Origin of the sequence: Winogradskyella immobilis, assembly GCF_021887715.1 — a bacterium.
In the GTDB taxonomy this organism is placed as follows: domain Bacteria; phylum Bacteroidota; class Bacteroidia; order Flavobacteriales; family Flavobacteriaceae; genus Winogradskyella; species Winogradskyella immobilis.
Genome location: NZ_JAIQXX010000045.1, coordinates 1 through 2,665 on the forward strand (window position 1 = coordinate 1; position 2,665 = coordinate 2,665).

General features: G+C 30.7%; 3 protein-coding genes. All 3 read left to right on the forward strand.

Annotated features, from left to right (window positions below; translation table 11 throughout):
- The first annotated feature begins 113 nt into the window (after window positions 1-113).
- Window positions 114-551 (forward strand): RDD family protein, encoded by a 438-nt coding sequence (locus K8Z87_RS13700; protein WP_227478143.1) that lies wholly within the window; start codon window positions 114-116, stop codon window positions 549-551.
- A 163-nt stretch (window positions 552-714) separates the two neighbouring features.
- Window positions 715-1,407, forward strand: coding sequence for a hypothetical protein (locus tag K8Z87_RS13705; RefSeq protein ID WP_227478144.1), 693 nt, complete (start codon window positions 715-717; stop codon window positions 1,405-1,407).
- Between the two features lie 147 nt (window positions 1,408-1,554).
- The gene (locus K8Z87_RS13710; protein WP_227478145.1) at window positions 1,555-2,370 is read left to right on the forward strand and encodes a hypothetical protein; all 816 of its coding nucleotides are present in this window, start codon (window positions 1,555-1,557) and stop codon (window positions 2,368-2,370) included.
- Window positions 2,371-2,665: the final 295 nt, after the last annotated feature.

A 2,665-nucleotide genomic window follows, 5' to 3' on the forward strand; every position in this document is an offset into this window, starting at 1 on the left:
TGCATTAAAATTGTTGCCTTTTTAAATACGGAATTTTCCTGCGGAAAATTGCCGCTAACTTTAAAACGCAACTTTTTATGTACAAGCACGTTACCATACATTAAACATAAACTATGCAGAATATTAGAACGGAACCAAATACTGGAAAAAGATTTCTAGCTGGATTTATAGATTATCTGCTAATCTATACTTTCACTTTAGTGTTTATTTTCGCTTTTGGTGAACCCAATGCCGATGGTGAATATTCGGTAACCGGATTATTAGCATTTATACCAATGATATTTTGGGGAATTATGACAGTTGGACTTGAAATGGGGATTGGAGCAACAGTCGGAAATTCATTAGTTGGACTAAAAGCAATACCAAAAAGCGGAATAAATCGGAATTTGACTTTCGGCGAATCTTTTAAAAGACATTTAGTAGACCCTATCGATATGTTCTTTTTTGGATTAGTTGGAATTATAACAATTAATAATACCGATTTGAATCAAAGAGTCGGAGATTTATGGGCTGGAACGATTGTAGTGCGGAATAAAAATCTGACCGAATAAATAAAAGTGGAATAAAAAACGTATGGTAACACCGTGTATAATTAATTGCTTGGTTCACTGCCGACTTACGAACATTCCTTCGGAATATTCTATCTGTGATTTATTTGCTAAATTAGTTACCTAACCACGCAACTAACCATACACATCAACGTTGTAAAACATAATGAAAATACTCAGTACTATAAAAGAAACATTGATAGAAAGAATTAAAAGTCCATTTTGGGGAGTTTTAATCATACTTATCGCGTTTGATAATTGGAAACTAATTTATTCTTTATTCAATTTTGATAAAACAGAAAACAGGTTAGATAAAATCCAAATATTGGAAAAGTATATCTCTGAAAATGGAAATACAACATACATAATTAAAATAATTGGACTTACTTTACTTGCTGTTGCGATTGGAACTTTATTAAACAGATTTACTGTTCTTATAAAGTTATTCTTTAAAAGACTTGGAGATACAATTACGGAGAAAATATTAAAAAACACGAACCTTATGGTTAGTAAAGAAGAATACTCTGAATTGACTGACCTTTTCAATAATAAAAGAAAAGAGAATAGCGAACTTTTAGACAATTTTAATAAGGTGAAATCTGATTTAAGTAATTCTGTACCTAAAAGTAGTTCGCTTATTAAAGCATTGTTTTTGTATTTAGAGAAGAATGAATTAACGCATCATTTTATTGCAAACTTTGAAGAAAACGATATGACAACAAGTAAAAACGAATTTTTCAATACAACATTCATTGAATTAAATTTAATAGAATTTCAAAGAAGAGAAAGGTCTCAAGCATTTTATAAGTTGAACGATATAGGTTCTGACTTATTGGAATATTGCAAAAAAAATGGATAAATTACGTTTTACAACACCGTGTATAATTAATTGCTAGGTCACTGCCGACTTACGAACATTCCTTCGGAATATTCTATCTGTGATTTATTTGCTAAATTAGTTGCTTAAACACGCAACTAACCATACACATCAACGTTGGCATTCATTATGAAGAAACTTTTAGCAATCATATTTATTGGACTTTTATTCGGGTGTGAATCCGAAAAAGAAACCTGTAAAAAAGGATTGCCTGAAAAGCACTATGATTTTCTGACTGACATAAAAAGACAAGCAAACTTTGATTACTTGAAAACTATTGTCGATTTCCGACAATTTGGAGCTTATTCAAAAAATTACTGGGTTAGAAAACCAGAAAATTTAAAAAAAGTTTATGCTTCATTAAGACAAATTGGACTTAAAAGGTTCATTTCCGAAGAAGAATTTAATAAACCTTTATTTACCGATCATTGGGCGGAAACTTCTTGGGCAAATAAGTCTCTAAATCAAATCACAAATAGCCTTATTCAATCGTATTCTGATACTACTGGAATTGACAAATACTACTTGGAATTTTGGAATCGCAGAAAATCTGACAAAAACGAATCAGTTGTTTTGCAAATATTGACTGATATCAAGAATACATATGCATCCAATGCAAGTTCAGAAAAATTGAATTGGAATTCAGACTCTACCATTAAAGGACTTCTTGAATTTGAGGTAATCCTTAAAGAAAGTGATTCCTTGACGATAAAAAATAAACTGATTGATTATTATAAATATTTAAAAAGTATCGGTTTGTATTCTTCAGCGAACAATCTAATCCGTTATGAAAATGAATTAGTAATTGGAGAATTTGAAAGAGAGGATAATGATTTCATAAAACTGATAAGCCTTATTGAAACTGACACTGTGAATTGTGAAGAATATTGGAATTGGAGACATAATGCCGAATGGTTCACTGAAATATATGATTATGGACCTTAAAACAACGAAATGCCAACAATGGCTAAAATTAATACGGGCTTTGGTGCTTAATCGAAAGTTTAGTGTATTTTTATAAAGTCCGCCAAATCTTTTGATTTGGCTTTAGAACAGAAAAAGATAAAACAAAATAAAAAGTTTTGGCTAATCGCTTAATCCGAAATTAAATGCTAATTTAATCCCGTACTAACCTTAGCCGAAGCCGTTAGCCAACATTTGATGAAACTAAACTTCTGGAATATAATTTTGACTTTTATTCTGTTTTTAGGTTGTCAACCTGAGAAAACATTGGATGGAA